This is a genomic window from Faecalibacterium sp. I2-3-92, from assembly GCF_023347315.1.
Taxonomy (GTDB): domain Bacteria; phylum Bacillota; class Clostridia; order Oscillospirales; family Ruminococcaceae; genus Faecalibacterium; species Faecalibacterium duncaniae.
The window spans coordinates 575,240-600,333 of sequence record NZ_CP094470.1 but is presented as its reverse complement, the minus strand read 5'-3'; the positions used below and the strand labels follow the sequence as shown (position 1 = coordinate 600,333).

Below are 25,094 nucleotides of genomic sequence, written 5' to 3'. Positions count from 1 at the left end.
TCCTTTCTTATGCCTGATATTTTGTTTTCCATGCGCCGCTCTTCATGCGCGCCACAAAGCAGATGACACGGCAGACCCAGTCAATGACCATGGCGATCCAGACACCCACAGCGCCCCAGCCCATCCTGACACAGAGCAGGTAGCTGAATCCCAGCCGCCAGATGGCCATGCTGAGCACAGAGACCACCATGGTAAATTTCACATCGTTGGCCGCGCGCAGGGCGTTGGGCAGAACAAAGGAGGCCGGCCACAGGAACAGGCCGCTGCCTGCGTGGATCTGCACCAGCAGGATGGCCAACGCCATGGTCTCGCCGGAGAGGGCGTAGATGCCCACCAGCGGCTTGAGGAAGAGCAGGATGCCGCCGTTGAAGATCCCCATAGAGATGTAGGCCCAGAGCAGCAGCTTGCGGGTGTAGAAAACGGTCTGCTCATTGTCCCCTGCGCCAACGCAGCGGCCCACCACCGTGATCATGGCCAGACCAATGGCCTGCCCCGGGATGCAGCCCATGCCGTCCAGATTGTTTGCCACGGCATTGGCGGCGATCTGCACGGTGCCGAAGGTGGAGATCATGCTCACCACCAGAATGCGGCCCGCCTGGAACAGGCTGTTCTCAAAGGCAGACGGGATGCCGATGCCCAGGATGCGCTTTGCCATCCGGCCATCCAGCCGGAACGTTTTGGGCACGGTGAGCATGTGGCCCTTCTGGTAGCAACGGTTCAGGATGAGCACCGCTGCCACGGCACGGGAGAGGACGCTGGGCCAGGCAACGCCGTCCACGCCCATACCCAGCACAAAGATGCAGACCGCATTGCCCACGATGTTGATGACGTTCATCAGGATGCTGATCTGCATGGAGATTTTGGAGTTGCCCATGCTGCGGAAGAGTGCCGCACCGGCATTGTACATGGCCAGGAACGGGTAGCTGACCGCCGTGATGCGCAGGTAGAGCACACCGGCCTCCAGCACATCGGCATCGATGCTGCCATAGCACAGCCGGATCATGGGACGGGCCAGCACAAAGCAGAACACCCCCACACCCACGCCCAGCAGAGCGCTGAGCAGGATCAGCTGACCCGAGCTTGCGTTAGCGTGCTTCTGCTCCTTTGCACCCAGATACTGGCTGACCACCACCGCGCCGCCGGTGGCCAGCGCCGCAAACAGCACGATGATGAGGTTGTTGATCATATCCACCAGGCTGACACCCGAGATGGCGGCTTCGCCGCAGCGGGAGACCATCATGGTATCGGCCATGCCCACCGTCACGGCCAGCAGCTGCTCCACCAGCAGCGGCCCCACCAGCCTGAGCAGGTCACGCTGGCTGAACAGCGGGGCCCGCCCGCCAAAGCACGGAGCCTTGTTTTGTGCGATCGTATGTTCCATTCTATTCCTCACTTCTTCACACACCTTTTCTGCCCTTCCGGGCCGCAGAGCGTTCTTTTCTCATAGATGTATCCATCATAACACAGCCGCATCCCGTTGTAAAGAATCAGCTTCTGCAATTCCGAACCTCTGCCCCGGCCCGTGCTTGTTTCATCACTTTGCCAAACACATCTCCCCCGTTTTTGTGCGTTGTGACAAAATTACATTTTTTGCTCGAACAAAAGAACTTTTTTCAAAAAAGCTCTTGTATTTTTCTGTGAAAAGTGTTATCTTGTATCCAACAGGAGCGTCAGTTGGATACAAAGCAAAACGACGCGCTTTCCTTTCCGGCACTCCTGTTGTTCATCCTTCTATTATTATGCTATTTTCTTCATTTACCTTCTTATCATTTACCCTGTCCTGAAAAGGACAAACAAAAAACGCTTCCCCACCTGCACGGGGGAGCGTTTTTTGTTTGTCTGCCGCCAACCATAGCAAAGCGCCCTGCACCTTTCACGGTACAGGGCGCTTTGCGTTTCAGTTTTACAGCGCTGCAACAGCGGCCTTGAGCTCATCCACGCGGTCGGTGTTCTCCCACTTCACGCCCAGATCCTCGCGGCCCATGTGGCCGTAGGCGGCCAGCTTGCGGTAGATGGGCTTCCGCAGGCCGAGGTCACGGATGATGGCGGCGGGGGTCAGGTCAAAGACCTTCTCCACTGCCTGCTCGATCTTCTCATCGGCCACGGTGCCGGTGCCAAAGGTATCCACCATGATGGACACAGGCTTTGCCACGCCGATGGCGTAGGCCACCTGCACCTCACACTGCTTAGCCAGACCGGCAGCCACGATGTTCTTGGCAACCCAGCGGGTCGCGTAAGCGGCACTGCGGTCCACCTTGCTGGGATCCTTGCCGGAGAATGCGCCGCCGCCGTGGCGGGCGTAGCCGCCGTAGGTGTCAACGATGATCTTGCGGCCGGTCAGGCCGCTGTCACCCTGCGGGCCGCCCACAACAAAGCGGCCGGTGGGGTTGATGTAGTACTTGGTGTTCTCATCCAACAGCTCGGCAGGGATGGTGGCCTTGATGACCTTCTCCATGATATCGGCCCGGAGCTGCTCCATGGTCACGTTCTCACTGTGCTGGCTGGAGATGACGACTGCATCCACGCGGATGGGCTTGTTGTTCTCGTCGTACTCCACGGTGACCTGGCTCTTGCCATCCGGGCGCAGGTAATCCAGTTCGCCGCTCTTGCGCACCTCGGTCAGCTTCTTGGCCAGCTTGTGGGCCAGGCTGATGGGCATAGGCATCAGCTCAGGGGTCTCATCGCAGGCATAGCCGAACATCATGCCCTGGTCACCGGCACCGCCGACCTGGTCGTTGGTGCCCAGTGCGATATCGGGGCTCTGGCCGTCGATGTTGGAGATAACAGCGCAGGTGTCAGCGTCAAAGCCGTACTTTGCACGGGTGTAACCGATGTCAGAGATGACCTCGCGGACGATCTTCTGGAAATCGACATAGCAGTTGGTGGTGATCTCGCCCATAATGTGAACCAGACCGGTGGAAGCGCAGGTCTCGCAGGCCACGCGGGCATCGGGATCGTGGGTCAGGATCTCGTCCAGGATGGCATCGGAGATCTGGTCGCAGATCTTGTCAGGATGTCCCTCGGTGACGGACTCAGAAGTAAACAGGTGTCTTGCCATAAATTTTGTCCTCCATGTGTGTGGTGAATCTTGCACAGCTTCATACACGTCCATCAAGTTTGCGCAAACAAAAACGCTCAGAACCGAAGCTCTGAGCGTTTGCACTCTTATCTTTCGGTTTCCCGCAGGATTTGGCACCTTATGCTTTCGCACAGGTTGTCGGGCTTCACAGGGCCTGTCCCCTCAGCCGCTCTTGATAAGTCGGTATTCAGTTGTTTTCCGAGAGATATCTTATCATCTCTTCGTCAGATTGTCAAGAAGAGTATCACTCTTTTTAGACATCTCAACGAAATTGATTAGGATTTCCCCTAGAAGTACCGGGAGTTTCCCGAAGCTCTCTTAGTAACCCTTAGCCTGTTCGCCGTTCAGCAGCTTGACCGCACGGGAGGTGCCCAGACGGTCTGCGCCCAGAGCGAGGAACTTTTCCATATCCTCCACGGTGGAGATGCCGCCGGCAGCCTTGACCTTGCAGCGGCCATGCACGCCCTTGACCATCAGCTCCACATCGTGGAAGGTAGCGCCTGCGGTGGAGAAGCCGGTGCTGGTCTTGATGTAGTCAGCGCCTGCCTCGCAGACGATGTCGCACATCTTTTCCTTTTCCTCGTCGGTCAGCAGGCAGGTCTCAATGATGACCTTGAGCACCTTGTCGCCCACGGCCTGCTTCACGGCACGGATATCCTCGCGGACTGCATCGTATTCCTTGTTCTTCAGGCGGCCGATGTTGATGACCATGTCCACCTCGGCAGCGCCGTTCTCAATGGCAGTCTTGGCCTCAAAGGCCTTGCTGGCGGTATCCATGGCACCCAGAGGGAAACCCACCACGCAGCACACCGGGATGCGGCCCGCCATATACTCGACCGCCTGCTTTACATAGCAGGTGTTGATGCAGACGGATGCGGTGTGGTTGGCAATGGCCTCATCACAGATAGTCTGGATCTGGGGCCAGGTGGCCTCAGGCTTCAGCAGGGTATGATCGACATGGGAGAGGATTTCTTCACGGGTCATATTATTTTCCTCCATCAATTCTTGCTGGCACGGCGGACCTTTGCCATACCCACAGCGCTCAGGGCAATTGCCGTTACGGATGCGGTGGCACCAATGATGCCCAGAACAAGACCGGAAACCAGGAATGCAAAACCTTTCAGACCACGTTTCATAATACCGTACCTCCATTGTTTTGTTACTTAAAACTCCCTCAGTCACCTTCGGTGACAGCTCCCTCTGAGAGGGAGCCTTGTCGGCAAATGCAAGGCAATGCCTCCCTCCCAGAGGGAGGTGGCTGCACCGTAGGTGCAGACAGAGGGAGTTACTTCTTCTTAAAGATGATCAGCTTGCTGAACACATAGTTCAGCACGATCACCAGTACATTGGAAAAGACCTTCACGGCAAGACCCCACAGTGCCTGCGCATTGTAGCGGCTGGTAACGAAGATTGCCGTGGGGCCGTCTGCACCGCCGATGACGGCAATAGCGGCAGAGCCATCCGTGACCCCCGCCGGTGTGCCTGCATAGGAGGCTGCCATCTGTATGGCCGTATCCGGGCCAAGCCAGTGGGCCACCACGCTCAGCACCCCCTGCATCAGCTCGTCCATCAGCGCTGCGCCCTGGGCCGCCAGCAAATTGCCCAGCACCAGCATAATTGCAGTGTCCAGCAGCATTGTGCCCAGGCGGCAGGTGACAAATGCACCAAACTCCTTTGCCATCGCCCTGCCTCTGGTCTTGCTGCGGAAGACGAACGCCCGGTTGGTGGCATAGGCGAACAGGATACAGAGGATGTTATCCAGCACATTGCCCCAGCTGTTGGCGGCGGTGTAGCCGAACAGCCTGTTGAACAGGGCATACAGCAGGATGTTCAGCAGGGTGGTCAGCACGCCGAAGATCAGGTAGGAGATGACCTCCCAGTGCTTCTTTAACCAGTTAATCATACCGTCAAACCTTCCTCATTCAGTTCAAAGTTCCCGGTTTTGCCAAGGGCTCCCCTATTAGGGGAGCTGGCAAAGCCGCAAGGCTTTGACTGAGAGGTTTAACAAAAACAGCCCCGCCGCCGTTACCCGGCAACGGGGCTGCAGTCGCATTGTGTCTGAAACTCAGCGAACCACGGACTGATTACTCAGCGTCGTCGTTCAGCAGAGCCTTCATGGACAGGCTGATGCGCTTCTTGTCGAAGTCAACATCCAGCAGCTTCACATCGACCATATCGCCGACCTTCAGTGCGTCGGAGACCTTCTCAACGCGGTCATTGCTGATCTCGCTGATGTGGACCAGACCGTCAACACCCGGCAGGATGCGGACGAATGCGCCGAACTTGGTCAGGGACACGACCGGAGCATGGAAGGTGCTGCCGATGGGGTAGTTGTTCTTCAGCTGCTCCCAGGGGTTGTCCTCAGCCTTCTTGTAGCCCAGAGAAACCTTGTGGTTCTCGGTGTCGATGTCCTTCACATACACTTCGATGGTGTCACCAACGGAGACAACCTCGGAGGGATGCTTGATGCGGTTCCAGCTCAGCTCGCTGATGTGGCACAGGCCGTCCACACCGCCGATATCGACGAATGCACCGTAAGAGGTCAGGCTCTTGACAACGCCGGTGTAGGTCTTGCCCACCTCGACATTTGCCCAGAACTCCTCACGCTTTGCCTTGTTCTGCTCAGCGGTGACCTTGTTGATGCTGCCGACGATCTTGCGGCCGGAGCACTCGGTAACGACCAGCTGGACATGCTGGCCAACCAGAGCAGTGTAGTCCTCGTCACGGCGCATCGTGGCCTGAGAACGGGGAACGAACACCTTAACACCCTTGACGTTGACGACAACGCCGCCCTTGTTGAACTCGGTGACATCGCCCTCGACGACCTCGCCGGATTCAGCAGCCTTGGCGATCTCTTCCATGCCCTTGCGAGATGCGAGCTTCTTGCGGGAGAGCTGGATAACGCCGTCCTGGTCCATAACCTTCTCGACGATGAGGTCCAGCTCATCGCCAACCTTCACCAGGTCTTCGACCTTGGCGGAGGAATCATCGGTCAGCTCGCTCAGCTTGACAAAGCCGGTCTGCTTGGCTCCGATATCCACCTGGATCTCGTTGGCAGAGATGCTGGTCACGATTCCTTTCACAATACTGCCTGCATGAACACGCTTCTCCTCGGATGCGTTCAGCATCTCCTCGAAGCTCATGCTGTCATTGATTTCTGCGCTCATACTGTTAAGTACCTCCTCAATAATAGACGATGGCGTTGAAGCCCCTGCTGTTACGCCCGCCGTTTTTACATCTGCAAACCATTCCGGCCGAAGTTCGCTCGCTGTCTCGACCGTCACGGCTTTCGTATGCTTTGCGGCGACCTGTACCAGCTTTTGGGTATTGGAAGAATGATGACCGCCAATGACAACAATGATGTCGCATTGTTGGCTGAGGTCTTCCGCTTCCTGTTGCCTCGCCCACGTCGCATTACATATTGTATCAAAAATTCGGGCGTTTGTATAGGCTTTTTTGAGAAACTCCGAACTTTCTTGCCATTTTGTTACCTGAAATGTGGTCTGTGCAACCGCAAAAATGGGCTTTTGGGGGTCAGAAGGGCCTTTCCAGGCCTTCAGCTCGTCCAGATCGCTGAACACAAATACCTCTCCCCGGGTATGGCCCACGATACCCTGCACCTCGGGGTGGGCAGCATCACCGGCCACCAGAAGCACCGCGCCCTCGGCCTCGGCCCGGGCGGCAATGCTCTGGATCTTCTTCACAAAGGGGCAGGTGGCATCGTGGTAAACAAGGCCGCGCTGCTCCAAAGTATCATAGATGGTGCGGGGCACGCCGTGGCTGCGGATGATGACCTCGTACCCGGTGGGGATATCGTCCACGGTATCAGCCACCAGCGCACCGCGCCTTTCCATATCGGCCACCGCCTGCGGGTTATGGATCAGCGGGCCCAGCGTTGCCACCTTATGACCCTCGTTCAGCAGATTGTAGGTCAGCTCCACCGCGCGGTTCACGCCAAAGCAGAAGCCAGCGGTTTTGGCAAGACGAATTTCCATAGCGTTTCTCCTTCTCTAAACCTCTCAGCCTCGCATTCGCTCGGCAGCTCCCCTAATAGGGGAGTCAAGTTTACGCTGTTGTTTTCTTGCCCTCCCTACCAGGGGAGGTGTCACCGAAGGTGACGGAGAGGTTCTCACTTCAGCTGTTCCCAGGCATCCAGCAGTGCCTGCTTATTGGCCCGGAGCACCTTCATATCCCGGCGGCTCTCCATGGCGAACTGGGCGGCGGGCATCGGCTCGCCGTAGATGACGTTCACCCGGCAGAACAGCCGCATCTTCCCGTCCGGCGTATCGTAGCGGATGCGCACCGGCACCACATCCACCCCGGCCTGCGCCGCAATGACGAACAGGCCGCTCTTGGGCGGCAGGAGCCTGCCCTCTTTTTCGCGGGTGCCCTCCGGGAAGATGAGCAGGGTCTCCCCCGCCCGGCAGGCCTCCACGGTCCGGTCAATGATCTCCAGCTCCTCCTTGGTGCCGCGCACGCAGAGCGCGCCGCAGCAGCGGAAGAACCAGGTGAGCAGGGCGTTGATCTCAAACAGCTCCTTTTTGGCAAAAACGAGCATCCGCCTGCCCCAGAACCGGCTGATGACGATGAACACCGGGTCAATGGCTGAAACGTGGTTGGGGGCAATGATGCAGCCTTTGGTCTGCACCTTGCGCAGGTTCTCGCGGCCAACGGTATGGACCCGGAAGCCGATGTGGAACACCAGCCAGGCCAGCGGCAGCAGTATGTAATATAGTACCATTTAATTAACCTTTTCTGCAATAATCTTTTTCATCGCCGCAAGGCTCTGCTCAAAGTTGAGGTCAGAGGTATCCAGCAGCACCGCATCCTCGGCCTGCTTCAGGGGGGCGGCGGCACGGTGGGTGTCCTGATAGTCCCGCTGCTTCACATCAGCCAGCACATCCTCAAAGGCGACCTCCATGCCCTTCTGCTGGTATTCCAGCCAGCGCCGTCTGGCCCGGGCTTCGGGGGCGGCGGTCAGGAAGATCTTGACAGTAGCATCCGGCAGCACCACAGTGCCGATATCCCGGCCATCCATCAGGACGTTCTGGGTCTTGGTCATGCCGCGCTGCAGCTCCAGCAGGAAGGCGCGGACTTCCGGATTGGCACCCACGGCAGAGGCGGCCATGCCGGCCTCCTCCGTGCGGATGGCGGTGCTCACGTCCTCACCGTTCAGATAGATATGCTGCTCCCCGTCAATGCAGTCCACCCGCAGGCCGATCTCCGGCAGCAGAGTGTTGACCGCCGCATTGTCCTTCGGGTCCACGCCCTTGCGCAGGGCATACAGGCCGATGGTGCGGAACATGGCACCGGTATCCACATAGATGTAGCCCATCTCTGCGGCCAGCCGCCGCGCCAGGGTGGATTTGCCTGCCCCCGCAGGGCCGTCGATTGCAACTGAAACCATTTAGGATTCTCCTTTTATATTTATATAATAAGTATTTTATCATCGGTCAAGCTCTGCTCTGTCCAACCTCTCAGAGGTGATTTGCAAAGCTCTGCGCCGTACAGAAAGCGATCTGCAGGTTGTAGCCGCCGGTATAGGCATCCACATCCAACACCTCACCTGCAAAGTAAAGGCCCAGCGCCTTCTTGCTCTGCATGGTCCTGGGGTCCACCTCCCGCACGGACACGCCGCCGGAAGTGATGACCGCATGGGCCAGGTCGCCCCGGGCATCGATGGGCACGTTCCAGTGCTTCATCAGGCGCACCAGCTCCCGCTTCTGCTCCCGGGTGATCTGGTTGGCCTTTGTGGCAGGGTCAATGCCCCAGCGTGCCACCATGACCGGCTGCATACTGGCAGGCAGCAGCTTGACCAGCGCCCCCTGGGCGGCATGGTTGGCCAGCAGGGCAAAATCCCGGGTGATGCGGTCATAGAGCTGCTCCTCGCTCAGGGCGGGCTTCAGGTCGATCTCGGCGTGGTACTTATGTTTTTTCATGTCGCCCAGATGGCTGGACGCGCTCAGGGTCAGCGGGCCGCTGATGCCAAAGTGGGTGAACAGCATCTCGCCCTGCTCCTCAAAGATGTCCTTGCCGTCCTCAAAAAGGGTCAGGGTCACATTTTTCAGGGCAAGCCCCATCATCTTTTTGCAGTCCGGGTCATGGCTGACCAGACTGACCAGACTGGGCACCGGCTCCACAAGGGTGTGCCCGGCCTGCTGGGCCAGCCGGTAACCGTCACCGGTGGAGCCGGTGGTGGGGTAGCTCACACCGCCGGTGGCCACCAGCACGGCATCGGCCCGGTATTCTTTCCCGGAAGTCCCCCGCACACCGACACAGCGCAGGGCAGGCCCGGCTTTTTTCTTTTTGGGATGGCGCGGATTTTCCGGCACGGCAGGGGCGGCTTCCGGCTCCGGGGGCAGCTCTTCCAGAAGCAGCTTTTTTGCCCCGTCATAGACGATCTCCGCGTCCTGTGCGTAGCAGAGCAGTGCCTGCCGGATCTCTTCGGCTTTGTCGGACACCGGGAACACCCGGCGGCCGCGCTCCACCTTCAGCTCCACGCCCAGGCTCTCAAACAGCTCCATGGTCCTGGCGGGCGGGAACGCCCCCAGCGAGGAGAACAGAAAGCGCGGATTGGTGCGGACATGGTGCAGAAACTCCTCCGCGGTGCAGTCGTTGGTCACATTGCAGCGCCCCTTGCCCGTGACCAGGATCTTCTGACCGGGCTTGTCGGTATGCTCCAGCACCGTTACCTGATGCCCCTGCCGCACAGCGGCCCCCGCCGCCATCAGCCCGGCCGCACCGGCCCCCACGATCAACACCTTTGCCATTCTGGTTCCTCCCGCAATTCACTGCCTGTCGAAATTTGTTCTAGTTTATCATACCAGAATCGGCCCGCAATTGCAATCTGCATTCCTTTGGAAAGGCACAGAAAAGCGGCAGACAGTCGCGTCTGCCGCTTGGGGTCACTGCATCAGTTTTGCGGGGTCAAGATAACTGTCGTCCTGTTTCACTTCCAGGTGGATATGGCTTTCCTCGGCGCATTCACAGCTGACGCTGCCCACTTTGCCCAATGTCTGCCCGGCACTGACCGTCTCGCCCTCCTTCACCGCCGGGCTGGCCACGCCGCAGAGCCGCCAGACACGGCCCGCACTGTCCTTGATCGCCACAGTGGGGCCCCAGCTGCCATCGGAACCGGCCAGCACCACCGTGCCCGCCGTGGGGCTCTGGACGGCAGCATCCTTTGCGCAGGCATAGTCGATGCCGTTGTGGGTGCGCCAGTCGCCCAGGGTCTTGTTGTAGACCAGCTCATCGCCGCTGTATCCATTGAGCACCCTGCCAGAGACCGGCTGCGTGGAAGCAGGCGCTGCCGAACTGCTGGCAGGCGAGGATGCACCTTGCAGCGCGGATGGTTCGCGCACCGAGCCAGAGCCAGCCTGCGGCACAGAGGAGGCCGAAGATGCACTCCGCGATGCCGAGGAGGCCGCCTTGGGCACATTGCTTACACTGTTTGCGGCGGGTTCGGTCGGCCATTCCCATGTTGTTTCGTCCTCCTGTGGCGTGGTGGTGGAAAGCCCCTCATCGATGCCGGGGGCCGTGGATGTGCTGTCCGGTGTCTTCAGGCCCGAAAGGTTCTTGTCCAGCTCGTCGCGCACGGTGCGCACCGCCCAGACCCCCGCCGCCGCTGCCGCCACCAGACAGGCCAGCAGTGCCAGTGCAAACCCTTTGTCCCGCAGAAATTTCCTGATCTGTTCCATGTTCGTTACTCCAATCCGTCATGGTTTCGCTTGATTTTCTGATTGCAGTATGCGATTCCGGAACCGGGTTTATACACATTTTATAAAAAGAAAACCCTCTCCGTCAAGGCCTGAGGCCTTGACGGAGAGGGCTGAAATACACAGATCAGCTGCGGCGGCGGTTGTTGCCCATCAGGCGGACAACATACAGGAAGATGTTGATGAAGTCCAGATACAGGGTCAGCGCGCCATAGATGGAAGCCTTTTCGGCCATCTCAGCATCAGCGGAGTAGTAGCTGTACATCTGCTGCAGCTTCTGGGTATCGTAAGCGGTCAGCAGCATGAACACCACCAGACCGATGCCGCAGTAGAGCACCGAGCCGCCAAAGCCGAAGCCGAACAGCATCCCCACAAAGCCGGTGATGATCATGGCAATCAGAGCCATCATCAGGCGGGGGCCCCAGCCGGTCAGGTCCTTATGGGTGGTGGTGCCGTAAACAGCCATCAGCCCGAAGTAGAGGGACGTTGCCAGCAGCGCCATGATCAGGGTGCTTGCAGAGAAAACAAGGAAATAGTAGCTCAGCACCATGCCGTTGAGCAGTGCATAACCGAAAAAGGTCGCGCGGGCAGCTCCCACCGACATGGTCTGCACCCGGGAGCTCAGCACGAACACCAGCGCCAGCTCCGCAATGGTCAGCACAAGATAGAGCGAATCGACCAGATAGATGAGCGAGGTCGTCGCAGTGAGATAGGCCATGGCGAAGGTGATGAGCAGGCCGCAGGCCATCCAGCGGTAGGTGCGGGTCATATAGTCCGATGCGCTCATCGTGGGCTCCGCATAGCCGCGGTCATAATTTCTGTAATCCATTGTGGAACTCCTCCAGTCTTTTTGCCGGGGCGGACATTCTGCCTTGCTCCGGTCTACGTTTTATAGTATACTGCATAGAAATGAACGTTTCGTGAAAAAGGCTGTGATATTGTATGTCTCTTGGACTTTATCTGCATATTCCCTACTGCTTTTCCAAATGCCGGTACTGTGATTTCTATTCTGCCCCCGGCCAGCGCGGTGTGCCCACCCAGTATGTGGATGCCCTTCTGCGGGAGCTTGCCCGCTTTGCGCCGGAAGCGCCTCTTCACCCGGACACGATCTATTTTGGCGGCGGCACCCCCAGCCTGCTCTCCCCTGCCGATGCCGCCCGGCTCATTGCGGCGGCAGCTCCGGCACCCGGGGCGGAGATCACGCTGGAGGCCAACCCCGAGACCGTGACCGAGCAGACCCTGTGCGGTTTCCGGGAAGCTGGGGTGAACCGCATCTCCTTCGGGGTACAGTCGGCCCGGGACAGCCAGCTGAAAACGCTGGGCCGCCCCCACACCGCCCGGCAGGCCCGGGCAGCTTTTGCGGCGGCACGGCGGGCAGGCTTTACCAACATCAGCGGCGACATCATGCTGGCCCTGCCCCATTATACGCAAGCCGAGTTTGACGAGACACTGGAGCTCATTGCGGAGGGCGGGGCAACGCACATCTCCGCTTACCTCTTAAAGATCGAACCGGATTCCGCCTTTGGCAGGCACCCGCCCGAGGGCCTGCCCTCCCCCGACGAAGCAGCAGACTTTTACCTCTACGCCGTGGAGCACCTGGAGCACCACGGATACCGGCAGTATGAGATCTCGAACTTTGCAAAGCCCGGCTATGAGGGCAGGCACAACCTCATCTACTGGGACTGTGGGGATTACCTCGGCCTTGGCCCGGCGGCGCACTCCTGCATGGGTGGCAGACGATTCTATTACCCCGCCGACACCGAGGCCTTCCTGAATGACAAAGCAGCCCCCGTTATGGACGGAGGCTGCGGCGCAGAGGACTATCTCATTTTACAGCTGCGGCTGCGCAAGGGGCTGGATCTTGCCGCCTATAAGGCCCGCTACGGGAAGGAGTTTTCCACCGCCCAGCTCGCCTTTGTGAAAAACTGTGTGAAGTCCGGCTATGCCACCTTCGATGGCAGCACCCTTGCCCTCACCCCCGCCGGGCTCATTGTGCAGAACAGCATTCTGGCAGAGCTGCTGTGACTTTTGCTTGACAATTTACGTTGAAACGTATATACTGAAATTACAAAAGGTGCTGCCCTCCAAACGGCTAGCTCCTTACGTTACTCGTATCAAAAAAGATTGACCGATTTGCTTGGGGAAGCATAGATGGCGGTCAGTCTTTTTTGTTTTTATATCTTTTGTCGTCATGGCTGATTTTCCATGTGATGTCAAAAACACCATATGCTACGCTGGAAACAAATGTCAACAGCAGCAGCACTTCTGACAAAGTCATGCGCATTCCTCCTTTCGCCGAAGCGTCGGGATTGTGCGCCCCAAAAAAGCCGCCCTCCCGATGCCTGTTTACCAGTAAGTAAAACCTTTGCGGTTCGGTAAGGAGCGTTCAGCCGCCTACGTTTAAGGCAACACCTGATGACAGCTTAAAAGCTGTATTTTTAGGATATCATATTTTCTGACAAAATACAATCGCTTACGTCAGGTCAATGACCCTCCACCCCAGCTCCCGGATGGCTTCCCGGTCATGGGTGGCCAACAAAACAGCCCGTTCGCCGCGGCGCTCTTTCAGGAGTATTGCGGCTTTTTTCATGGTCTCCGGGTCCATGCCGGTGAAGGGTTCGTCCAGCAGCAGGGTATCGCACCCGGCCCAGAGGGCGCGGAGCAGGGCCGCACGTCGCTTCTGCCCGCCGGAAAGCTTCCGGGCAGGCAGGGCAAGCGCCTGCTCATCATATCCAAATCGTTGAAAATCCGACACGATTTGCGTTTTGTATTGTGTTTTTCCCTCCGGGAGCACCAGTTCCACGTTCTGCACGGCGGTCAGCTGCGGGCAGAGCCGATCCTCCTGAAAGACAGCACCGACCCGGCCCACGCCCTGCACCGTGCCGGAATCCGGTACTTCCAGCCCCATCAGGATGCGGAGCAGGGTGGTCTTGCCCCAGCCGCTGGGTGCCCAGAGAACGGCAGGCTCCGCAAGGGTAAGATCCAGATCCTCAAAGAGCGTTTTTTCTCCAAAACGTTTTGTTAATCCGCAAATTTCCAGTTTGTTAATCATTTTTCGTCATATCCTCTCCCAACACGCGGGCCACCGCCTTGTCCAGCAGGGCCAGAAACAGCTTTTCAAAGCCTGCGCTCAGCAGGATGATGACAAACGTCCAGGCGAACAGCTCCCCGGTAGAGAGTGTGATCTTTGCCCGGTAGAGGGCATCTCCGATGCTGCCATCGGGCAGGCCGATGACCTCGGCGGCCACACCACTCTTCCAGCAGATGCCCAGCGCCACGCTGCACCCCTGCCGGAAGGCCGGCAGAATGGCGGGCAGCCAGATGGCTTTGACCCGCCGGGCCAGCGGCAGGTGGAACACCTGTGCCATTTCCAGCAGCTGCACGTCCGCGCTCTCGATGCCGGTGCGCACGGCACTGTACAGCACGGGCAGGACCATCAGAAAGCTGATGAGGATGGAGAGCGACCGCCCGCTGACCCACACCAGCGCCAGAATGATGAAGCTAGCCACCGGCGTGGCCTTAACCAGCTGGATGACCGGGGCCAGCAGCGTGTCCACCCAGGTCCAACGCTCGGCGGCAGCCGCCAGCAGAACGCTGACCACCACGCCCAGCGCAAAACCCAGCAGGATATGCCCGGCGCTGAACCCCACCCGCTGCCAGAAATCGGCCTGCGGCAGCAGCTCCATCAGGGTGCCCGCCGCCTGAATGGGCGACACCAGAAAGACCTCCTGCCCGATGGCCATGGCCGCCGCCTGCCAGACGGCCAGCCAGAACACCGCCGCTGCCAGCAGCCCTGTGCGGCACTTTTTTTTCTGTTTCATTTTACCTGCTCCGTTCTCACTCAAAAAGAGCCGTGCGGCTGCACGGCTCTCCTTTTTATCGGTTTACTGAAAACTGCGCTGGACGCTTTTCCAGAACACCTGGCCGGGCGTGGCCTTGGTGTAGTAGAAGTTTGCATCCGGCAGCTTGCCGCCCACTGCAGCGTGGGAAGCATCATACAGCACCTTGAGGTAGGCGTTGACATCGGCCTTCATCTCGTCCCCCACACGGTAAACGATGTTGCACTGGGGCAGCGCCTTCTGGGCAATGGCCTTTTTGGCCACCACGCCGGTCTCCTCGCAGAGAGCCGCCGTGCCGGCAACATCTGTCTGGGCGGCCTTGATGCTCTTCTCGTAATCCCGCAGGAAATTTGCCACGATGTCCGGGTTCTCTTTGGCGTACTCGGTGCGGACAACGGTGACACCCGTGATGAGCTGGGTGTCACAGACCTTGTTCCACTCCTTGGTCAGATCCAGCACCACCCGCAGGCTGCTGTCCTTCAGCTGGGCGGCGGTCACATAGGGCTGGGGCAGAACGGCAATGGCATCCTTTTTGGAGGCGGCCATCTGGGCAGTCACCTCGGATGCCTCGCTGTAATACTCGATCTTCACATCCTTATCGGGGTCCAGTCCATTCTTGGTGAGCAGGTAGCGCAGAACATACTCCGGCGTGGTGCCCTTGCCGGTGGACAGGATGGTGCGGCCCTTCAGGTCGGCAAAGCTGTGGACACTGTCGCCCTTTTCCACCACATACAGCACGCCCAGCGTGTTCACGGCCATCACCTGGATGCCGCCATTGGTCTTCTGGTAAAGGGTCGCGGCCAGGTTGGCAGGGATGGCGGCCATATCCAGCTCACCTTTGATGAGCTTGGGCACGATCTCGTCCGCCGCACCATAGAGCTGCAAGTCGTAGTGCTGGCTGGCCTTGCCGCTGCGCTCCATATCCAGCAGGTTGACCAGGCCCATGGTGGTGGGGCCCTTCAGGCCCGCAATGCGCACGCCTCTTTCTGTTTTGGCGGCAAAAGCCCCGCAGGCCAGCAGGCTGATCATCAGCGCCGCCGACAGCAGCAGGGAGGTCAGTTTTTTCATCATGGTTCAGATTCCTTCCTCTCTTTGTTGTTCCAATCAGAAACAAAATTTGCAAATTTTGCAAAATCATTTGCTTTACGCGCTCAAGTTTACTATAATGGAGCTAAAAATACCGTTGCCCATGCAACGGAATTGCAGAAGGGCGGTGAGGGCCCGGGGAAAACCTCACGGAACTGACATGGAAAACTATCTGCCGCTGTTACAATCCACCTCTCTTTTTGCCGGGATCTCTGCCGGGGAACTGCGCCCCCTGCTCAGTGAGCTGGGGGCCTGCATCCGCAGTTATGGCCGGGGCGAGGCGCTGGTGCAGGCCGGGGCCCCCAGCCGCCGGGTCGGCGTTGTGCTGACCGGAAGCATTGAAGCCTACCGCCCGGCACCGGGCGGGGCACGGATCCCCATCACCCACATGGGGCCGGGGGGCGTGTTTGGTGACGTGCTGGGCGGTTCCAGCCTGGACAGCCCGGTCACGGTGGTGGCATCCGCCCCCTGCGAGGTCCTGCTCTTCCCCTACGAGAAGCTGCTCCAGCCGGACGGCTCCGCTGCCCGCCAGCGCCTGCTGCAGAATCTGGTGCGGACCATCAGCGATAAATATTTCCTGCTCTCCCGCCGGGTGGACCTGCTGGTGATGAAGACCCTGCGGGCCAAGGTCTGCGCCTACCTGCTCAGCGAGGCCGAGCAGCAGGGCAGCATGACCTTTACCATCCCCTTCTCCCGCATCCAGTTGGCCGATTACCTCAACTGCGACCGCAGCGCCCTTTCCCGGGAGCTGAGTCTGATGCAGCGGGACGGCCTGCTGGACACCTACCGTTCCAGCTTCAAGCTGCTGGAGCCGGAAGCTCTGCGGCAGATGATTCTATAAAAAGAAAGTGATTTATAACTATGTCTAAACCAATTCTCTGGATCGTGATCCCCTGTTACAATGAGGAGCAGGTGCTGCCCATTACAGCGCCGATGTTCCTGCAAAAGATCACCAGCCTCACCGAAAAAGGCATGATCAGCGACAAGAGCCGGGTGCTGTTCGTCAACGATGGCTCCCGCGATAAGACCTGGGAGCTCATCTGCAGCTTTGCAAAGCAGGATGCGCATTTCATCGGCATTTCCCAGAGCCGGAACCGGGGCCATCAGAACGCCGTGCTGGCGGGCCTGATGGAGGCCCGCGCCAACAACTGCGACATCACCATCTCCATTGACTGCGATGGTCAGGATGACATCAACGCCATGGACGAGATGGTGCAGAAATATCTGGACGGTGCCGAGGTGGTCTACGGCGTGCGCAGCCGCCGGGACACCGACACCTTCTTCAAGCGGTTCACTGCCGAGGGCTTCTACCACCTGATGAATGCCCTTGGCGCGGATATCGTGTTCAACCACGCCGACTACCGGCTCATCAGCGCCCGGGTGCTGGACAGCTTTGCCGACTACAAGGAGGTCAACATCTTCCTGCGCGGCATGGTGCCGCTGGTTGGCTTCAAGAGCGAGCAGGTGTTCTACGAACGGCACGAGCGGCTGGCCGGTGAGAGCCACTATCCCCTGCGCAAAATGCTGGCGCTGGCCTTTGATGGCATCACCAGCCTTTCCAACAAGCCCATCCGTCTCATCACCGGGGCAGGCATCGTGGTCAGCCTCATCAGCTTCATCGGCGTGATCTGGGCCATCGTGCAGGCGGCCATGGGCAGCGTGGTGGCCGGCTGGGCCTCTACCATCTGCATCGTCTGCTTTGTGGGCGGCGTGCAGCTGGTCTGCCTGGGTGTCATCGGCGAATACATCGGCAAGATCTATATGGAAACAAAGGCCCGCCCGCGCTACATCATCTCGGAGCGCACCTGGGCCCCCTATGAAAGGAAGTATCACGGATGAGCAAACAGAGCTGGCGGGGCAGCACCCTGCTGAACCCGGAACCGCCGGTGCTGGTCTCCTGCGGTGGGCTGGAGCAGCCCAACCTCATCACCATCGGCTGGACAGGCACCATCTGCACCCAGCCCAGCATGGTATCCATCAGTGTCCGCCCCGAACGGTACAGCCACCACCTCATCAAGGAGAGCAGACAGTTTGCCATCAACCTGCCCACTGAACAGCTGGTGCGTGCGGTGGACTGGTGCGGCGTGAAGAGCGGCCGCGACAACGACAAGTTTGCCGCCTGCAAGCTCCACGCCGCCCCGGGCAGCGTTCTGACCGACTGCCCCATCCTGGAGGAGAGCCCGGTCAATCTGGAATGCAGGGTCACGCAGGTCATCCCGCTGGGCAGCCATGACCTGTTCCTGGCCGAAGTCGTGGCCTGCGATGTGGATGAGAGCCTGCTGGATGAAAACGGCAAGCTCTGCCTGGACAAAGCAAAGCTGATCGTGTACAGCCACGGCGAGTACCTGAGCCTGGGCAAAAAGCTGGGCACCTTCGGGTACAGCGTGCGGAAAAAGAAACCCGGAAAACGGAAAAAATGATCTGACCTGCAAAAGGCGGGGCATCAGTGCAGTAAGCTGATGCCCCGCCTTTTCCTGTTTTGTTCCCTTCCCCCCAACAACAAAAAGCCCCGCCGGCAGAGGGAATTGCCAGCAGGGCTCCGGAAATGTCAATAGGAATTTAACTTGACTCTCCTATCAGGAGAGCTGTCGAGCGGATGCGAGACGGAGTGTTTTAATCCTCCGCGCCCTCATCCAGGTTGCCCAGCTTCTTGGCCTGCTCCACCACGGCGGGCACCAGCATCTCAGGCAGGATCTCGTAGCGGGCAAACTCGGTGGTGAACCAGCCGCGGCCCTGGGTGATCTGCCGGATAAAGGTGGTGAAGTTGCTCAGCTCAGCCAGCGGGACCTCGGCAATGACGGTCTGCATGCCATCCTCATCGGGTTCCATGCCCAGCACGCGGCCGCGGCGCTTGGTCACATCGCCCATGATATCGCCGGTGTTGTCGTTGGGGACATGGGCCTTCAGGGTATGGATGGGCTCCAGAATGACGGGGCCTGCCTCGGGCATTGCAGCCTTATAGGCCAGCTTTGCAGCCATGATAAAGGCCATCTCGGAGCTGTCCACGGGGTGGTAGCTGCCATCCAGCAGGGTAGCCTTCAGGCCGACCACAGGATAACCGGCCAGCACGCCCTTTTCGGCGGCAAGGCGGACACCCTTTTCTACAGCCGGGAAGAAGTTCTTGGGCACGCTGCCACCGAACACCTTTTCCTCAAACACGACCTGCTCGCTGTCACAGGGCTCGAAGTTGATGACGACATCGCCGAACTGGCCGTGGCCGCCGGTCTGCTTCTTATGGCGGCCCTGCTTCTGGCAGGCCTTGCGGATGGACTCACGGTAGGCAATGCGGGGAGTTTCCAGACCGATCTCCACGCCGAACTTATTCTTCAGCTTGGCCTTGACCACATCCAGATGCTGCTCACCCAGGCCACCAATGATCTGCTGGTGGGTCTCGGCATTATTGATGTAGCTCAGGGTCGGATCTTCTTCCATCAGGCGGGCCAGCGCGCTGGAGATCTTGCCCTCATCGCCCTTTTTGGCCACGGTGACTGCCATGAACAGGCTGGGTAGCGGGAAGGTAGCGGCAGGCAGCTTGACCACGCGGGAAGCATCGCACAGGGTATCGCCGGTCTTTGCGCTGACCAGCTTTGCCACAGCGCCGATATCACCGGCACCGATGCCGTCGGTCTCGACCTGCTTCTTGCCGATGACGGTCATGGGCTTGCCGATCTTCTCGGTCTCGCCGGTGCGGGCGTTGACCAGAGCAGCGCCGCCGGTCACCTTGCCGCTGATCACACGCAGGTAGCTCAGCTTGCCCACGAACGGGTCAGCCACAGTCTTAAAGACATAGGCTGCGGTGGGCTCGGTCTCATCACAGTGCAGCTCCACAGGCTCGCCGCTGGCATTCTCGGCCAGGATGGCGGCATCGTGCTGCGGGCTGGGCAGGAGCTTGTGCATATTGAACAGCAGCATATCCAATGCCTGCTGGTTGACGGCGCTGCCGCAGAACACGGGGGTGATCAGGCCGTCCTTAACGCCCTTGCGCATTCCCTCAACGATCTCCTCGGTCGTAAAGGGCTCGCCGCCGAAGAACTTCTCCATCAGCTCATCGTCGGTCTCGGCAATGGCCTCGCTCATGGCCTCGATCAGGCCCTGGAAGCGGTGGCCGATATCGGGCAGCTCCACCTGGATCTGCTTGCCGCTCTCATACTTGAAGGCCTTCTGGCTGAACAGGTTGATGTAGACAGGGGTACCGTCGTCCAGCTTGGCGGGCACAACACAGGGGCAGACGGTGGAGCCGAACTTGATCTTCATCTCCTCCAGGATCTTGAAGTAGTTGGCATTTTCCAGGTCGCACTTGGAGATGAACACCATGGTGGCCTTGCCGTTCTTGCGGGCCAGCTGGAAGGCTTTCTCCGCGCCCACGGTCACGCCGCTGCGGCCGGAAACACACACCAGCACGCTCTCGGCAGCGCGGATGCCCTCATACTCACCTGCCTCAAAGTCGAACAGGCCCGGCGCATCGATCAGGTTGTACTTGATGCCTTCGTACTCCACCGGCACCACGGATGCCGACAGACTTGCCTTCCGCTTTGCTTCCTCAGGGTCAAAGTCCGAAATCGTGGTGCCGTCCTCAACACGGCCCATACGCTCTGCTGCGCCCGAAAAATAGACCAGTGCCTCAGTCAGCGTCGTTTTGCCGCTGCCGGCATGGCCTGCAATCAAGATATTACGGATGTTGTTGCTTGCGTATTTCATATCGGTTTTTCCCTCATTTCCGCCGCACGGAGCAGTCTCTCCGTTTTTGTGGCATATTTTACAAAGATAATACCACACTCCAAATGATTTTCAAATAGATTGTCCGAAATTTTCTTTCATCTGCCCGCCAAACTTCCCAGGGTTCTTTTGTGCATTTTGACCGGATGCGCGCAAAATCGATTGCAGGACGTGGGTTGGCATGGTACAATAGACCCAATGAAAGATAGAGGGAGGCACTTTGCCATGAAACGCACCGATTACATCAACTGGGATGAATACTTTATGGGCATCGCCCTGCTCACCGCCATGCGCTCCAAGGACCCCAGCAGCCAGGTGGGAGCCTGCATCGTCAGCCCGGAGAACAAGATCCTCTCCCTGGGCTACAACGGAATGCCCATTGGATGCGATGACGATGCCATGCCGTGGGAGCGCGAGGGCGACCCGCTGGACACGAAGTACATGTACGTCTGTCATGCGGAGCTCAACGCCATCCTGAACAGCGCCCACAACAACCTGAAGGGTGCCCGGGTCTACGTGACCCTCTTCCCCTGCAACGAGTGTGCCAAGGCCATCATCCAGTCCGGCATCTCCGAGGTGGTGTACTACGGCGACAAGTACCACGATTCCGATTCCAGCGTGGCAGCGCGGTTCATGTTCAAAAAGGCAGGCGTGCGGCTGACCGCCTACACCCCCAGCGGGCGGAAGGAACTGCTGGAGCTGTAAGGGGAGCGAAACCTCTCCCAAAACTTTCCCTTGAAAATACAGTTTATTCGTTATATAATAGAACTATCTTATCGAATAAATATACATTTTATATTGCATAGAGAGGAAAGTATACAATGAGTCTGAAAAATCGCAGTTTTCTGAAGCTTCTGGACTACACCCCTGCCGAGATCGAGGAGCTGCTCGATCTGGCCGCTGACCTGAAGGCCAGGAAAAAGGCCGGCATCCGCCACAATGAGCAGCTGGCAGGCAAGAACATCGCCCTGATCTTTGAAAAGACCTCCACCCGCACCCGCTGCAGCTTTGAGGTCGCCGCTCACGATCTGGGCATGGAGGTCACCTACCTTGACCCGTCGGGCAGCCAGATCGGCAAAAAGGAATCCATTGCCGACACCGCCCGGGTGCTGGGCCGGATGTTTGACGGCATCGAGTACCGCGGCTATGGGCAGGAGATTGTGGAAGACCTGGCCCATTACGCCGGTGTTCCGGTCTGGAACGGCCTGACCAACGAGTTCCATCCCACCCAGATCCTTGCCGACTTCCTGACCATCCGGGAACACTTCGGCAACCTGAAGGGCATCCATTTCGTCTACTTCGGCGATGCCCGCTACAACATGGGCAACAGCCTGATGGTGGGCTGTGCCAAGATGGGCCTGCACTTCACCGCCTGCGCCCCCAAAAAGTATCAGCCGGATGCCGCCCTGATCGCACAGTGCCAGGCCATTGCCGCCGAGACCGGTGCCACCCTGACCTTTGAGGAGGACCCCGCCAAGGCTGCCCAGGGTGCCGATGTCCTCTACACCGATGTGTGGGTCTCCATGGGCGAGCCCATCGAGGTCTGGGCCGAGCGCATCCACGACCTGGCCCCCTATCAGATCAATCAGGAGCTGATGAATATTGCAGGCTCCAAGGCCGTGTTTATGCACTGCCTGCCCGCCTACCACGACCACAAGACCGCTGTGGGCAAAGAGATGGGCGAGCGCTTTGGCCGCGATGCCATGGAGGTGACCGATGAGGTATTCGAGGGCCCCCAGAGCATCGTCTTTGACGAGGCCGAAAACCGGATGCACACCATCAAAGCCGTGATGGCGGCTACGCTGGGCTATCAGAAGTAGCTGCGTCTCTCTCAGCACAATATGCACAGGCCCGGTCGTTCCCGAACGATCGGGCTTTTTGTTTCTGTCTCCCGTTTTGGTCTGCCGGAGGCTCCCCCGCAAAGGGTTCTGGCCGCGCGGGAAAATTTCCCATTCTCCGAAAGCGTTGCAATTACAGTTGAAAATCCGTTGCAAAACCCATATACTAAAAGGGTAATGCTCTGGAAAAGGAGGGAGACTATGGGCGGAGGACATCTTTCCCGGCCGGACTTCGGGATGCCGCAGCCGGACCCGGACCACCCGCTGACCGAATTCTATCTGCTGCTGCAGCACGGGCTGGACAAGGCGGGTGTTTTCCACCTGCCTGCGCTCTATGCCAGCTTCCGGGCACCGGCCCGGCGCATCTATACCGACGAGGCCGCCGGGTATCTCACCCTCAGCGAAACGGCGGATGAGGGTGCTGTTCTGCTCTCTGCTCCCCGGAACCTCCAGCTGCTTTACAGCAGCCTGCATGTGGAGCCGGATGGCTCCCCCGCCGCCCTGCTGCTCACCGAGGAGTGTTCCCGCGCTGTCTGCGCGGTGCAGCTGCTGCCTCCCTTTGTCTGGGAGGACCCGCTGCCGCCCCTGCCGGATGTCCCGGCCGCTCTGACCCTGCAATTGACCCTGCAGGATGTGGAGGCCATCGACACCGACCCTGCCACCCTTGCCCGCCGCCTGTGCCAGACCACCCGGCAGAAGCACTGGCTGGCCCACCCCAAAGCAGATCTGTATCTTGCGGAGAAAATTGCCCTTTTCCAAAGGCTTTATCGTTAATGCAATAATCCGTGCGCTTCACCCGTATATGGGGTGAAACGTCCCTTTGAAACCGTTGTTTCCACCAGCCCCGCCCGGGGCCGCAAAGGAGAGAAAGAGACTTATGGGACAGTTGACCAAAGACGAAGTTTTTGCGCTGGCTGTACAGCGATACAGCGACACCGTGTTCCGCGCCGCGATGCACAATTGCAGTTGCGCCGCCGACGCGGAGGACGTGGTGCAGGATGTGTTTGAAAAGCTCCTGCGCTACGAAGGCCGTTTTGAGAGTGAGGAGCACCTCAAAGCCTGGCTGCTGCGGGTCGCCATCAATCGCTGCCGGGATATCACCCGGGCCGCGCGCCAGAAGGACACCGAACTGGACGAAAACATTCCTGCCCCGGAATCCGGAAATGACGGCAGTGTGCTCGATGCGGTGCGCACTCTGCCGGAAAACTACCGCAACGCCGTGTACCTCCATTATTACGAGGGCTACACCGCCGCTGAGGTAGGCCGGATGCTGGGTGCGCCCACCAACACGGTGCTCAGCTGGCTGCGGCGGGCACGCGCCCAGTTACATACGCTGCTGAAGGAGGAGATCGAAGATGAGGTGGTATGAATACAAGATGGAAGTGGACGATCTGCACGCTTCCGATGACCTGAAGGCAAAGCTGCTTGCCCTGCAGGCCAATGCCGCCGAGACCCCCGGTGCCAAGAGCATCGCCATGCCCGCGCCTTCCCCGACCCCCAAAAAACAGAAAAAGCCCCTCCGCTTCCCCGTCCGGCGCTGGGCCCAGCTGGCTGCCTGCGTGGCAGTCTGCGGGGTCTGCCTGTACGGTGCCGTGTATGCCTACGAATGGGAGGGGGTCACCCTGCTGGGCGGCGGCTCTTCCTCCAACTACTCTGCCGCCGCCACCAAGGAAGCCGCCCCGCAGGCCGCTGTTTACTCCATGGAGGACACCGAAAACGCCACCTACGGTTCTGCGGACAACGGTATCTCCTCCTTCAGCGCAGAGGACGGCTACCGGTCAGCAGACACTGCCACCGGCGGTTCCCTGCTGACCTCCGGCGAAGCGGAGAGCGATGCTTCCACCCGCACCGCCGACAGCGCCAAGATCATCTATACTGCCAACCTCACGCTGGAGACCCGGGATTACGATACCGCCCGTGCGGCACTGGATGCGGCCCTTTCTGACGCGGACGGCTATATGGAATCCAGCAGCGAGTACACCAACACCGACAGCACCCGGAGCGTCAGCCTGACTTTGCGGGTGCCCCAGGACAGCTACAAGAGCTTTCTGGCCGCCGCTGCCCAGTCCGGCAGCGTGACCTACCAGAACCAGCAGGCGGAGGATATCACCACCCGGTATATGGACACCGAGGCCCGGCTGGCCAGCCTGACCGCCCAGCGCACCCGCCTGCAGGAGCTGCAGGCCCAGGCCGACACCCTGGCCGACCTGTTGGAGATCGAGTCCAGCCTAAGCGATGTGCAGTACCAGATCGAGAGCTGGCAGAGCCAGCTGGACTGGTACAGCAATCAGGTCTCCTGCTGCACCGTCTATATCACCCTGAACGAGGTGGAGACCCTGACCCCCACCAGCACCAGCTTCGGCGCAAAGCTGCTGGCCGCCCTGCGCAATGGCTGGACCGGCTTCGTGTCCGGTGCACAGGCCGTGGCGGTGTTCCTTGTGGGTGCATGGCCCGCCATCCTCATCGGCGCGGTCTGCGGCGTGATCTACTACCGTGTCCGCCATCCCAGAAAGAAAAAGTAAAAAACTTTTCCAAAACCCTTGACATCCACCCGCCTCTGTGGTATTATACTTGAGCAGTCAGCGAGCAGCTGATGCAGACAAGTAAATATCGCGGGGTGGAGCAGTCTGGTAGCTCGTCGGGCTCATAACCCGAAGGTCGTTGGTTCAAATCCGGCCCCCGCAACCACCAAGCATCTTGAAGTGATTCAGGATGCTTTTCTTTTGTCCCATTTCCCTTCCCTGCATCCCGCTGTACCCGGACACAAAAAAAGCTCCCGACGTTCTGCGCGTCGGGAGCTTTTGCTGTTATGCGGTCTTCC

At 59.2% G+C, this 25,094-nt stretch carries 24 protein-coding genes, 1 tRNA gene and 1 riboswitch; of the genes, 10 read left to right on the top strand and 15 right to left on the bottom strand.

From position 1 onward, the window contains the following. Positions 1-7: 7 nt before the first annotated feature. From MTP42_RS02790 to MTP42_RS02740, 11 genes are all read right to left on the bottom strand, one after another. A complete protein-coding gene (locus MTP42_RS02790) occupies positions 8-1,381 on the bottom strand; it encodes an MATE family efflux transporter (RefSeq protein WP_249257920.1) in 1,374 nt (457 codons plus the stop codon). 522 nt (positions 1,382-1,903) lie between these two features. Continuing rightward, a complete protein-coding gene (gene metK / locus MTP42_RS02785; RefSeq protein ID WP_097769956.1) occupies positions 1,904-3,058 on the bottom strand; it encodes a methionine adenosyltransferase in 1,155 nt (384 codons plus the stop codon). A gap of 104 nt (positions 3,059-3,162) precedes the next feature. After that, positions 3,163-3,261, bottom strand: a riboswitch (SAM riboswitch). A 136-nt stretch (positions 3,262-3,397) separates the two neighbouring features. After that, positions 3,398-4,063, bottom strand: coding sequence for a deoxyribose-phosphate aldolase (gene deoC / locus MTP42_RS02780; protein WP_005929296.1), 666 nt, complete (start codon positions 4,061-4,063; stop codon positions 3,398-3,400). Between the two features lie 14 nt (positions 4,064-4,077). Beyond that, positions 4,078-4,215 carry a hypothetical protein gene (locus tag MTP42_RS02775; RefSeq protein ID WP_005929299.1) on the bottom strand — a complete coding sequence of 46 codons (138 nt, stop codon included), beginning with the start codon at positions 4,213-4,215 and terminating at the stop codon, positions 4,078-4,080. Positions 4,216-4,364: 149 nt separating this feature from the next. Further along, positions 4,365-4,982 (bottom strand): GtrA family protein, encoded by a 618-nt coding sequence (locus MTP42_RS02770; protein ID WP_249257919.1) that lies wholly within the window; start codon positions 4,980-4,982, stop codon positions 4,365-4,367. A 181-nt stretch (positions 4,983-5,163) separates the two neighbouring features. Then, positions 5,164-7,074: a bifunctional 4-hydroxy-3-methylbut-2-enyl diphosphate reductase/30S ribosomal protein S1 gene (locus MTP42_RS02765; protein WP_005929303.1), complete on the bottom strand. Its 1,911-nt coding sequence runs from the start codon at positions 7,072-7,074 to the stop codon at positions 5,164-5,166. Positions 7,075-7,208: 134 nt separating this feature from the next. Beyond that, entirely contained in the window at positions 7,209-7,820 is a 612-nt protein-coding gene (locus MTP42_RS02760; RefSeq protein WP_005929305.1) for a lysophospholipid acyltransferase family protein, read from the bottom strand. Further along, complete coding sequence (gene cmk, locus MTP42_RS02755) at positions 7,821-8,486, bottom strand: (d)CMP kinase (RefSeq protein ID WP_005929308.1); 666 nt, start codon at positions 8,484-8,486, stop codon at positions 7,821-7,823. A gap of 70 nt (positions 8,487-8,556) precedes the next feature. Beyond that, positions 8,557-9,849: an NAD(P)/FAD-dependent oxidoreductase gene (locus MTP42_RS02750; RefSeq protein ID WP_249257918.1), complete on the bottom strand. Its 1,293-nt coding sequence runs from the start codon at positions 9,847-9,849 to the stop codon at positions 8,557-8,559. 135 nt (positions 9,850-9,984) lie between these two features. Continuing rightward, a complete protein-coding gene (locus MTP42_RS02745) occupies positions 9,985-10,776 on the bottom strand; it encodes a M23 family metallopeptidase (RefSeq protein ID WP_097769959.1) in 792 nt (263 codons plus the stop codon). Between the two features lie 145 nt (positions 10,777-10,921). Next, the gene (locus tag MTP42_RS02740) at positions 10,922-11,623 is read right to left on the bottom strand and encodes a Bax inhibitor-1/YccA family protein (protein ID WP_227622645.1); all 702 of its coding nucleotides are present in this window, start codon (positions 11,621-11,623) and stop codon (positions 10,922-10,924) included. Between the two features lie 113 nt (positions 11,624-11,736). On the opposite strand from MTP42_RS02740, the gene hemW reads away from it, so the two are divergent. Next, the gene (hemW, locus tag MTP42_RS02735) at positions 11,737-12,819 is read left to right on the top strand and encodes a radical SAM family heme chaperone HemW (protein ID WP_154277567.1); all 1,083 of its coding nucleotides are present in this window, start codon (positions 11,737-11,739) and stop codon (positions 12,817-12,819) included. A gap of 448 nt (positions 12,820-13,267) precedes the next feature. Here the strand turns inward: hemW and MTP42_RS02730 are convergent, their stop codons facing one another. The 3 genes from MTP42_RS02730 to MTP42_RS02720 all read right to left on the bottom strand — a co-directional run bounded on the left by MTP42_RS02730 (position 13,268) and on the right by MTP42_RS02720 (position 15,701). Then, positions 13,268-13,846, bottom strand: a complete 579-nt coding sequence (locus tag MTP42_RS02730; protein ID WP_249257917.1) for an ATP-binding cassette domain-containing protein — start codon at positions 13,844-13,846, stop codon at positions 13,268-13,270. Next, the gene (locus MTP42_RS02725; RefSeq protein WP_249257916.1) at positions 13,839-14,615 is read right to left on the bottom strand and encodes an ABC transporter permease; all 777 of its coding nucleotides are present in this window, start codon (positions 14,613-14,615) and stop codon (positions 13,839-13,841) included. Before MTP42_RS02725 ends, MTP42_RS02730 begins: the two co-directional genes overlap by 8 nt. Before the next feature lie 63 nt (positions 14,616-14,678). Then, positions 14,679-15,701: an ABC transporter substrate-binding protein gene (locus MTP42_RS02720; protein ID WP_249258294.1), complete on the bottom strand. Its 1,023-nt coding sequence runs from the start codon at positions 15,699-15,701 to the stop codon at positions 14,679-14,681. A gap of 178 nt (positions 15,702-15,879) precedes the next feature. Between MTP42_RS02720 and MTP42_RS02715 the strand changes: the two genes are divergently transcribed. From MTP42_RS02715 to MTP42_RS02705, 3 genes are read left to right on the top strand one after another with little or no spacing between them, the layout of a single operon-like run. Then, on the top strand, positions 15,880-16,560 hold the full coding sequence (locus MTP42_RS02715) for a Crp/Fnr family transcriptional regulator (RefSeq protein ID WP_097769964.1): 681 nt from the start codon (positions 15,880-15,882) through the stop codon (positions 16,558-16,560). A gap of 20 nt (positions 16,561-16,580) precedes the next feature. Continuing rightward, entirely contained in the window at positions 16,581-17,558 is a 978-nt protein-coding gene (locus tag MTP42_RS02710) for a glycosyltransferase family 2 protein (protein ID WP_249257915.1), read from the top strand. Further along, positions 17,555-18,139, top strand: coding sequence for a flavin reductase family protein (locus MTP42_RS02705; protein ID WP_249257914.1), 585 nt, complete (start codon positions 17,555-17,557; stop codon positions 18,137-18,139). The genes MTP42_RS02710 and MTP42_RS02705 overlap by 4 nt, the downstream gene beginning before the upstream one ends. A 193-nt stretch (positions 18,140-18,332) precedes the next feature. Here MTP42_RS02705 and MTP42_RS02700 read toward each other — a convergent pair whose 3' ends face one another. After that, positions 18,333-20,417, bottom strand: coding sequence for an elongation factor G (locus tag MTP42_RS02700; protein WP_249257913.1), 2,085 nt, complete (start codon positions 20,415-20,417; stop codon positions 18,333-18,335). Positions 20,418-20,660: 243 nt separating this feature from the next. Between MTP42_RS02700 and MTP42_RS02695 the strand changes: the two genes are divergently transcribed. From MTP42_RS02695 to MTP42_RS02670, 6 genes are all read left to right on the top strand, one after another. Continuing rightward, positions 20,661-21,140 carry a deoxycytidylate deaminase gene (locus tag MTP42_RS02695; protein WP_035393303.1) on the top strand — a complete coding sequence of 160 codons (480 nt, stop codon included), beginning with the start codon at positions 20,661-20,663 and terminating at the stop codon, positions 21,138-21,140. A 116-nt stretch (positions 21,141-21,256) separates the two neighbouring features. Continuing rightward, a complete protein-coding gene (gene argF / locus MTP42_RS02690) occupies positions 21,257-22,255 on the top strand; it encodes an ornithine carbamoyltransferase (RefSeq protein ID WP_249257912.1) in 999 nt (332 codons plus the stop codon). A 219-nt stretch (positions 22,256-22,474) separates the two neighbouring features. Beyond that, positions 22,475-23,047 carry a hypothetical protein gene (locus MTP42_RS02685; RefSeq protein WP_249257911.1) on the top strand — a complete coding sequence of 191 codons (573 nt, stop codon included), beginning with the start codon at positions 22,475-22,477 and terminating at the stop codon, positions 23,045-23,047. 103 nt (positions 23,048-23,150) lie between these two features. After that, entirely contained in the window at positions 23,151-23,642 is a 492-nt protein-coding gene (locus tag MTP42_RS02680; protein ID WP_005929342.1) for an RNA polymerase sigma factor, read from the top strand. Continuing rightward, entirely contained in the window at positions 23,629-24,795 is a 1,167-nt protein-coding gene (locus MTP42_RS02675) for a DUF4349 domain-containing protein (RefSeq protein ID WP_249257910.1), read from the top strand. The genes MTP42_RS02680 and MTP42_RS02675 overlap by 14 nt, the downstream gene beginning before the upstream one ends. A gap of 89 nt (positions 24,796-24,884) precedes the next feature. Next, positions 24,885-24,961 (top strand) — tRNA-Met (locus MTP42_RS02670). Positions 24,962-25,094 lie beyond the last annotated feature (133 nt).

Excerpts from the sequence above, each read along its gene's own strand:
- MTP42_RS02775 (WP_005929299.1), bottom strand. The coding sequence starts at position 4,215 with ATGAAACGTGGTCTGAAAGGTTTTGCATTCCTGGTTTCCGGTCTTGTT.
- MTP42_RS02705 (WP_249257914.1), top strand. The coding sequence starts at position 17,555 with ATGAGCAAACAGAGCTGGCGGGGCAGCACCCTGCTGAACCCGGAACCG.
- deoC (WP_005929296.1), bottom strand. The coding sequence starts at position 4,063 with ATGACCCGTGAAGAAATCCTCTCCCATGTCGATCATACCCTGCTGAAG.
- MTP42_RS02700 (WP_249257913.1), bottom strand. The coding sequence starts at position 20,417 with ATGAAATACGCAAGCAACAACATCCGTAATATCTTGATTGCAGGCCAT.
- MTP42_RS02710 (WP_249257915.1), top strand. The coding sequence starts at position 16,581 with ATGTCTAAACCAATTCTCTGGATCGTGATCCCCTGTTACAATGAGGAG.
- MTP42_RS02730 (WP_249257917.1), bottom strand. The coding sequence starts at position 13,846 with ATGATTAACAAACTGGAAATTTGCGGATTAACAAAACGTTTTGGAGAA.
- MTP42_RS02715 (WP_097769964.1), top strand. The coding sequence starts at position 15,880 with ATGGAAAACTATCTGCCGCTGTTACAATCCACCTCTCTTTTTGCCGGG.
- MTP42_RS02740 (WP_227622645.1), bottom strand. The coding sequence starts at position 11,623 with ATGGATTACAGAAATTATGACCGCGGCTATGCGGAGCCCACGATGAGC.
- MTP42_RS02760 (WP_005929305.1), bottom strand. The coding sequence starts at position 7,820 with ATGGTACTATATTACATACTGCTGCCGCTGGCCTGGCTGGTGTTCCAC.
- MTP42_RS02725 (WP_249257916.1), bottom strand. The coding sequence starts at position 14,615 with ATGAAACAGAAAAAAAAGTGCCGCACAGGGCTGCTGGCAGCGGCGGTG.
- cmk (WP_005929308.1), bottom strand. The coding sequence starts at position 8,486 with ATGGTTTCAGTTGCAATCGACGGCCCTGCGGGGGCAGGCAAATCCACC.
- MTP42_RS02765 (WP_005929303.1), bottom strand. The coding sequence starts at position 7,074 with ATGGAAATTCGTCTTGCCAAAACCGCTGGCTTCTGCTTTGGCGTGAAC.
- MTP42_RS02745 (WP_097769959.1), bottom strand. The coding sequence starts at position 10,776 with ATGGAACAGATCAGGAAATTTCTGCGGGACAAAGGGTTTGCACTGGCA.
- MTP42_RS02750 (WP_249257918.1), bottom strand. The coding sequence starts at position 9,849 with ATGGCAAAGGTGTTGATCGTGGGGGCCGGTGCGGCCGGGCTGATGGCG.
- metK (WP_097769956.1), bottom strand. The coding sequence starts at position 3,058 with ATGGCAAGACACCTGTTTACTTCTGAGTCCGTCACCGAGGGACATCCT.
- MTP42_RS02790 (WP_249257920.1), bottom strand. The coding sequence starts at position 1,381 with ATGGAACATACGATCGCACAAAACAAGGCTCCGTGCTTTGGCGGGCGG.
- MTP42_RS02680 (WP_005929342.1), top strand. The coding sequence starts at position 23,151 with ATGGGACAGTTGACCAAAGACGAAGTTTTTGCGCTGGCTGTACAGCGA.
- argF (WP_249257912.1), top strand. The coding sequence starts at position 21,257 with ATGAGTCTGAAAAATCGCAGTTTTCTGAAGCTTCTGGACTACACCCCT.
- MTP42_RS02675 (WP_249257910.1), top strand. The coding sequence starts at position 23,629 with ATGAGGTGGTATGAATACAAGATGGAAGTGGACGATCTGCACGCTTCC.
- MTP42_RS02720 (WP_249258294.1), bottom strand. The coding sequence starts at position 15,701 with ATGAAAAAACTGACCTCCCTGCTGCTGTCGGCGGCGCTGATGATCAGC.
- MTP42_RS02695 (WP_035393303.1), top strand. The coding sequence starts at position 20,661 with ATGAAACGCACCGATTACATCAACTGGGATGAATACTTTATGGGCATC.
- hemW (WP_154277567.1), top strand. The coding sequence starts at position 11,737 with ATGTCTCTTGGACTTTATCTGCATATTCCCTACTGCTTTTCCAAATGC.
- MTP42_RS02770 (WP_249257919.1), bottom strand. The coding sequence starts at position 4,982 with ATGATTAACTGGTTAAAGAAGCACTGGGAGGTCATCTCCTACCTGATC.
- MTP42_RS02685 (WP_249257911.1), top strand. The coding sequence starts at position 22,475 with ATGGGCGGAGGACATCTTTCCCGGCCGGACTTCGGGATGCCGCAGCCG.